Genomic DNA, 6,522 nt, shown 5'->3' with positions numbered 1-6,522 from the left:
TATAATTATAAACCATGACATGGGAAAACGAGCATCTCCAACTGCGGAAATGCTCGTTTTTGTCTATTCTGAAACTAGTTTTTGCCCAGCCTCTTCTTGTGAGAGATAGCTTTCGTTTGATTTTTATTTTGTCTAGGCTGGATAGATCACTTGTGTTATAATGGTTAAATACAGCAGATGGAAGGATAGCTATGTTTGGAAAGAGTTGGAAAGGGATATTTGGGCTTGTAAGTGGGCTTGTCTTGCTTATTGTGCTGGTATTTTGGGGGAAAATGGTCTACGACCAGCAGATACAGGCAAGGGCTGTCGAGGCATTCCTAGAGACAGAGCGAGTGGCCCATGAGCAGCAAGGATTAAGTGTTCAGCAAGAAATCATTGAAGAAGGACAACGGCGTTATCTGAGACAAGATTTGCTTAATCAGGATGGCCTGTTACTGGACTGGTCAAAAGAGCTTCAAACGGGGCGTTTGGAAGAGTTGAAAGAGGCGCCAGCTGAGGCAGGAGTTGACTTATGGGCCTTTTCTTATAGCAGCCAAGAGACGGCTTTGGTGGATGTTCGACAGGTCGATTTGCTGGAGAAGGGCTACCGCTTCGATGGAAAAGCGCATCAATTTGAGCTCAAGGAACAAGGCTTACTGGGCAGCGCCTATATCAATGCAGAAGGTGATAGAGTGACAATGGATCAGGTGATCAAGGATCGAGAGGCGTTTCTCCATTTGGTTTTAAACCGTTTGAGGGAAATGGGCAAGACGGAGGAAGAGCTCGCGGGCTATCAGGTTTATTTGGAGCAGGCCTTTTCGAATCTGCCGTTTACCGCAACGGCTTCGGGTTTGGACTTGGAATTTTCCCCTGGAGAACGTCTAAGTTTGACCTATCCAGAGCTTTTTGACATCATGGAAATGAGTTTCTTAAAAGATGAGGCCCGTGTCCATTACGAGGCTTATTTGGCGGAGAAGGAGGCGGCTCGTTTGGCAGAAGAAGAGCGTTTAGCAGCTGAAGCGGCTGCGAGGGCTAGAGGTCCAAAGCCGGTGGCGGTCGGTAAGGTCATTGCCCTGACCTTTGATGATGGCCCGAGGCCAGAAACAACGCCTCAGGTCTTGGATTTGCTGGCTCACCACCAGATTAAGGCGACTTTTTTCCTTTTAGGTCAAAGTATTTTGGGGAATGAATCCATCGTCCAACGGATGGCAGCAGAAGGCCATCAGCTGGCCAATCATACCTGGAGCCATCCTTATATGACGAAGATTAGTCCTGATCAAATCAGGGCTGAGGTAGCACAGACACAGGAGCTGATTTTCCAAGTATCTGGTCAATTGCCCACTGTTCTCAGACCGCCTTACGGCAGTTTCAATGCTACAGTGGAGCAACATGCCGGCTTGCCTATCGTAACCTGGACCATTGATACCTTAGACTGGCAGTCACGTGATGCTGCTAGTATTCTTGCCCAAGTCAAGGCACAGGCTACCAGCGGTGGCGTGATTTTGATGCACGATATTCATCAGTCAACGGTAGATGCCCTGCCAGCTGTTATTGACTTTTTAAAGGCAGAGGGTTACCAATTTGTCACCATCAATGAATTGTACGGGTATTGAGATCGCTGTTGGAGCTGGACTTGAACACCTGAGGTTGTTTAAACCAAGACAGACATAAGCCGGCTGATGAGACCGCTTGTTCTGGATAGTTAGAAAAGTATCTCTTAACCTCTTTCTTTGTCAAGTTTGGTCAGATTTTAGAAGATTGAAAAACCGCCCCCTTTGTTAGGAAAGAGGGCGGTTTCGCTTGTATGACCGTAGGTCTTGGGTTTAGAGCTTTGTTTCAAATTACTCGATTACTTCCAGTTTGTCGTGGCTACTGGGAATCGTCAAAGTAGAAGGTTTGGTTTTTTAGGAAAATAGGTCGTACCTGGGCATATTTTTTAAGGGTTTTAAGTTCTTCAGGGTGGGAAATAAAGGTGACGACGACCCCATCCTTGCCCATACGGCCTGTTCTTCCTGCACGGTGGGTGTAAGTTTCTAGGTCTCGAGGGAGATCTACATTGATGACGCATTCGAGATTATCGATGTCGATACCACGGGCAACCAAGTCCGTTGCCAGGAGAAGATTGAGCTGTCTGGCCTTAAATTTTTCCAAGATAATTTTACGGAATTTGACATTAACATCGCTAGCTAGTGAAACGACATTAGCGGAACGGTAGGTGAGCTTTTCTTCGCTGGTACCGAGGTCAGACAAACTGTTAAAGAAAGCCAAGGCCCTGAAATCAGGGATGTTGCTCATCTTGCGCAGGAGCTCGGTCTTATCACGCTTGGCAACTTCCAGGTAAACGTGTTGGATATTATCAAGCTGTTCGCTTCCTCGAACGTCAATGGTCAGAGTGTCCGGGGCAATTTGCCTTGGATCAAAGGCATCTGTCGCAGACATATAAATTAGTTGGTATTGGCGTGGCGAATGCTTGAGGATACGGTTGACAAACTGGGCCTGACTATCGCTAAAGAGTTGGTCAAATTCATCCAAAACAATCTTATCGATAGCCATGGTCTTGATTTTTTTGAGTTTGACCAGTTCCCAGATACGGCCTGGTGTCCCGATCAAAATGTGAGGGCCTTTTTTGAGGCGCTCGATTTGACGCTTTTGGCTGGATCCAGAGATAAAAACCTGACTGGTCAGATTGAGCGATTCAGCCCATGTTTTGGTGACTTCAAAAATTTGTCCAGCAAGCTCTGTATTGGGGGCTAGAATGAGGATCTGTTGGGCTTTTTGACTGGTCAAGGACGAGAGCAAGGGCCAGAGGTAGGCCAGGGTCTTGCCTGTCCCAGTCGGGCTGATGCCAAGGACAGATTTACCTTCACGAATCGGGTCAAAACTTTGGACTTGGATGGGGGTAAAATCCGTAAAGCCGAGTTGGTCAATCTGGTCCTGCCAGATAGGTGGGAATTTAGTTTTCATAATGGTCTGCCTCAAATTGGATACCAGCGTCTTGACGCATGGTGTAAAGGGTTTGGTTGACGGCTTGAGCCGTTTTTAGGAGTTCTTGGTAAAAATCTTGGTGTTGGTGTGGTTGGGTCAATATCTCTGCAAACACTTGAGCCTCGTCAGCCATCAGATGGCCAAGCGGTGCAAGCCCTAAGTTGGTAAGACTGCCGTCTAGGCCATGGAAGCTAGCTGTCTCAAGCCCTTGGATATGATTGAGAATGAGTGTTCCCTGATTGGTGTAGATTTCGCTAGGAAGATTAGACTGGGCGTTTTTACGGACAACCATATTCACATGAAAGTTTTCATAGATCAGCTGGCCAGACCCGGCGACGTCAACGCCTGTTTCTAAGAGATCTGCACAATAGCGGGCAGATTTTGGTTGGCCAAAAAGTTTGTAGGCCGCATAGACTTGGTAGATGCCTAAATCAACCAGAGCCCCGCCAGACATCTTGGCTTGAAAGGCATTGTCGTAAATCCCTTGGAGGAGATTTTTCATTCGTGAGGAATACTGCGAGAAGTGGAAACTTGCACCGTAAATAACCTTGTCTACCAGAAATTCTATAATCGGTTGCCAATTTTTTTCGTGGTAATTACGAGCCGCTTCGAGTACTAGGACATGGCTTTCCTCAGCGAGCCGGATGATTTCCTGAAATTCACGAGGATTGGAAAAGGCTGGTTTCTCAACAATCAGGTGCTTGCCAGCAAGAATCAGCTTCTTGGCTTGCTGGAAATGCAGGCTATTGGGGCTAGCTAGGTAGACCACGTCCAAATCGCTCTGGCTAAAGGCTTCAAGGTCTGTGCAGAGTTCAACTTCCCCATAAGGAGCAGCAAAGCTTTGAGCCTTCTCAAGCGTCCGTGAATAAACAGCAGCCAGTGAATAAGCGCCTGTAAGCTGGCAAGCTTCTATAAATTGGTGGGCAATATTGCCAGTCCCGATAATTCCTAATTTAAGCATGATGTTTCTCCTTAATGATACTTTCTTTATTATATCATGTTTTGGGTAAGAGGATAGGAAGCAATCCTCCAAAGTCTATGATATTCTAGAAAACCAGGCACCAGCCGTTTCTATTTGCTGGATCTTGTGATAGAATGGAAGTAATGAATGGAAAGCAAAGAGAGGATTTTATGAAGAAACCAATTATCATCGGTGTGACAGGCGGTTCTGGTGGAGGGAAGACTTCCGTTTCACGGGCGATTTTGTCCAATTTTCCAGATGAAAAAATTGCCATGATTGAGCATGATTCTTACTACAAGGACCAGGCCCATCTGACCTTTGAAGAGCGCATTTCAACCAACTATGACCATCCCTTGGCCTTTGACACGGATCTGATGATCGAGCAGCTGAATGAGCTTTTGGCTGGACGTCCGGTTGATATTCCTGTGTATGACTACACTGAACATACCCGTTCGGCCAACACTTACCGTCAGGAACCACAGGATGTCTTCATTGTGGAAGGGATTTTGGTTTTGGAAGATAAGCGGTTGCGGGACTTGATGGACATTAAGATTTTTGTGGACACGGACGATGATGTGCGGATTATTCGCCGGATCAAGCGTGACCTCTTGGAGCGTGGGCGGACCTTGGACAGTGTCATTGACCAGTATCTAGGTGTGGTGAAACCCATGTACCATCAGTTTATTGAGCCGAGCAAACGTTATGCGGATGTGATCATTCCAGAAGGGGTCAGCAATACGGTTGCCATTGACCTGATTAATACTAAGATTGCGTCAATTTTGCGGGAACGCCATTAAGCAAAAGACGATTTTTAGCGAAAAGGAGAAGGCATGTTAGCCATTGAAGCCATTGAAACCTTAGACCGAGAACATCTTTCTTCATTGACGGTCTTGACAGGCGAAGACCTGGGGCAATTTTCCCAGCTCAAAGAGGCTCTTTTGCGAAGAATCGGTTTTGAGCCGAGCGATTTGACCGTCTCCTATTTTGATTTGAGGGAGACAGACTTTGAGACGGTAGCCATAGATTTGGAAAGTCTCCCATTTTTTGCGGAGGACAAGCTGGTTATATTGGACCACTTATCGGACGTGACCACTGCCAAAAAACGAGTCCTTTCTGATGAAGACCTCAAACGATTGGAGGCCTATTTAGAAGCCCCTATCGAGACGACAAAGGTGATCCTTCTTGCCCCGGGAAAATTGGATAGCAAGCGCAGACTTGTAAAACTGCTCAAACGAGATGGTCAGCTTTTTGAGGCTAGTGAGCCCAAGGAAGCAGATCTTCGACAGTATTTTAAAAAACAGGTCCAGGTCCTCGGTTTGGAGGTGGACGCGGCCAGTTTTGAGGCCCTCTTGGTCAAGTCGCACTTTGACTTCAGCCAAACCAGTCAAAATCTGGCTCTTTTAAAGGCTTATAAGGGCAGTGGCCAGGTAAGCCAAGCCGATATTGACTTGGCTATTCCTAAGAGCTTGCAGGATAATATTTTTGACCTGACCCAGTTGGTTTTGGCGGGCAAGGTGGACTTGGCGCGTGAGCTGGTTAGGGACCTGCGTCTCCAGGGAGAAGATGAGGTCAAGCTAATCGCCATCATGCTCAACCAGCTCCGTCTTTTTTTGCAGCTCCGCCTTTTACAAGACCAAGGAAAAGGTGAAAACCAACTCGGCAGTGCCCTGTCAGATATCCTTGGACGATCCGTCAATCCTTATCAGGTCAAATACGCCTTGAGAGACAGTCGTCAGGTGCCAACCCAACGCCTGCAGAAGGCCATCAAGTGTTTGATCGAGACGGACTACCAAATCAAGTCAGGTCTAAATGATAAGGCCTATCTTTTTGAAGTGGCGCTTCTGAAGATTGTGGGGTAGTGAAATACTTAAGGATTATAGGCTCTTTGAGTCGATTTCTAGGCAAAAACTTTGAAAGCTCTATCATTTTTAGGTATAATAAGGGTATAAAAAAGAAAAGAGGACCAGGAAATGGCTATTATTTTACCAGATCTACCATATGCTTACGACGCTTTGGAACCACACATTGATGCAGAAACCATGACCCTTCACCATGACAAGCACCATGCGACTTATGTGGCAAACGCCAACGCTGCGCTTGAAAAACACCCTGAAATCGGGGAAGACTTGGAAGCTCTCTTGTCAGATGTAGACTCTATTCCAGCAGACATCCGTCAGGCTTTGATTAACAATGGTGGTGGCCACCTCAACCACGCTCTTTTCTGGGAATTGCTTTCTCCTGAGAAAACAGAAATCTCAGAAGAGTTGGCAGCAGACATCGATGCGACCTTTGGCTCATTTGACGCCTTCAAAGAAGCATTCACAGTAGCAGCAACAACTCGTTTTGGTTCAGGTTGGGCATGGCTCGTGGTTAACAAAGAAGGCAAGCTTGAAGTGACTTCTACACCAAACCAAGACACGCCAATCATGGACGGTTTAAAACCAATCCTTGGCTTGGACGTGTGGGAACATGCTTACTACCTCAACTACCGCAACGTACGTCCAAACTACATCAAGGCTTTCTTTGAAGTTATCAACTGGAACAAGGTAGATGAACTTTACAAGGCTGCTAAAGCTTAAGTAACTGAACATGTTTCT

Annotated in this window: 6 protein-coding genes; 4 read left to right on the top strand and 2 right to left on the bottom strand. The window is 46.5% G+C overall.

The window, feature by feature from the left end; all coding sequences use genetic code 11:
• The first annotated feature begins 191 nt into the window (after positions 1–191).
• Positions 192–1,592, top strand: a complete 1,401-nt coding sequence (locus ABID29_RS06565) for a polysaccharide deacetylase family protein (protein ID WP_354365265.1) — start codon at positions 192–194, stop codon at positions 1,590–1,592.
• 256 nt (positions 1,593–1,848) lie between these two features.
• Here the strand turns inward: ABID29_RS06565 and ABID29_RS06560 are convergent, their stop codons facing one another.
• Together ABID29_RS06560 and ABID29_RS06555 are read right to left on the bottom strand one after the other, a co-directional pair.
• Positions 1,849–2,943 (bottom strand): DEAD/DEAH box helicase, encoded by a 1,095-nt coding sequence (locus ABID29_RS06560; protein ID WP_354365263.1) that lies wholly within the window; start codon positions 2,941–2,943, stop codon positions 1,849–1,851.
• Positions 2,933–3,925, bottom strand: coding sequence for a Gfo/Idh/MocA family protein (locus ABID29_RS06555; RefSeq protein WP_354365261.1), 993 nt, complete (start codon positions 3,923–3,925; stop codon positions 2,933–2,935). The genes ABID29_RS06560 and ABID29_RS06555 overlap by 11 nt, the downstream gene beginning before the upstream one ends.
• 170 nt (positions 3,926–4,095) lie before the next feature.
• Here ABID29_RS06555 and udk point away from each other — a divergent pair, with 170 nt between their 5' ends.
• From udk to sodA, 3 genes are all read left to right on the top strand, one after another.
• A complete protein-coding gene (udk, locus tag ABID29_RS06550; RefSeq protein WP_354365259.1) occupies positions 4,096–4,722 on the top strand; it encodes a uridine kinase in 627 nt (208 codons plus the stop codon).
• A 33-nt stretch (positions 4,723–4,755) separates the two neighbouring features.
• Entirely contained in the window at positions 4,756–5,784 is a 1,029-nt protein-coding gene (holA, locus tag ABID29_RS06545) for a DNA polymerase III subunit delta (RefSeq protein WP_354365257.1), read from the top strand.
• Positions 5,785–5,895: 111 nt separating this feature from the next.
• Positions 5,896–6,504 carry a superoxide dismutase SodA gene (sodA, locus tag ABID29_RS06540; RefSeq protein WP_354365255.1) on the top strand — a complete coding sequence of 203 codons (609 nt, stop codon included), beginning with the start codon at positions 5,896–5,898 and terminating at the stop codon, positions 6,502–6,504.
• Positions 6,505–6,522: the final 18 nt, after the last annotated feature.

This window comes from Streptococcus rupicaprae (genome assembly GCF_040545225.1).
Classification (GTDB): domain Bacteria; phylum Bacillota; class Bacilli; order Lactobacillales; family Streptococcaceae; genus Streptococcus; species Streptococcus rupicaprae.
This window is presented reverse-complemented; position numbering and strand designations above follow the sequence as displayed.

What these genes read in the sequence shown, in the direction of transcription:
- ABID29_RS06560 (WP_354365263.1), bottom strand. Translation starts at nt 2,943, where the DNA reads ATGAAAACTAAATTCCCACCTATCTGGCAGGACCAGATTGACCAACTC.
- udk (WP_354365259.1), top strand. Translation starts at nt 4,096, where the DNA reads ATGAAGAAACCAATTATCATCGGTGTGACAGGCGGTTCTGGTGGAGGG.
- holA (WP_354365257.1), top strand. Translation starts at nt 4,756, where the DNA reads ATGTTAGCCATTGAAGCCATTGAAACCTTAGACCGAGAACATCTTTCT.
- ABID29_RS06565 (WP_354365265.1), top strand. Translation starts at nt 192, where the DNA reads ATGTTTGGAAAGAGTTGGAAAGGGATATTTGGGCTTGTAAGTGGGCTT.
- ABID29_RS06555 (WP_354365261.1), bottom strand. Translation starts at nt 3,925, where the DNA reads ATGCTTAAATTAGGAATTATCGGGACTGGCAATATTGCCCACCAATTT.
- sodA (WP_354365255.1), top strand. Translation starts at nt 5,896, where the DNA reads ATGGCTATTATTTTACCAGATCTACCATATGCTTACGACGCTTTGGAA.